A 237-nucleotide genomic window follows, 5' to 3' on the forward strand; every position below is an offset into this window, starting at 1 on the left:
TTGAACCTCCGACAGATACTCAGACGGCTCCGGCATCACCTCACCAGCAAGCACCGCGCCATCACCAACATCTGCACCCTCAAAATCGAAAGGGCTCGCTAGCGGATCTTCCAGGCGAGTAGCAGGCAGACCCTTGGCGAGTTTCTCGCCCAGCGGGTCGGGTTTCGCGCCTGCTCTGACGCGGCGGCCGCCGCGGTTGGTGCCGTCTTTCGCCATGAAATCTTGCCTCCTTCCAGG

1 pseudogene is annotated in these 237 nt (G+C 62.0%); it reads right to left on the reverse strand.

Annotation, left to right across the window (positions count from 1 at the left end):
• A pseudogene (locus QP415_RS12900) lies at nt 1-216 on the reverse strand (terminase); the annotation flags it as partial.
• Nucleotides 217-237: the final 21 nt, after the last annotated feature.

The sequence above is a fragment of the Pauljensenia sp. UMB3104 genome (assembly GCF_030217285.1).
GTDB lineage: Bacteria > Actinomycetota > Actinomycetes > Actinomycetales > Actinomycetaceae > Pauljensenia.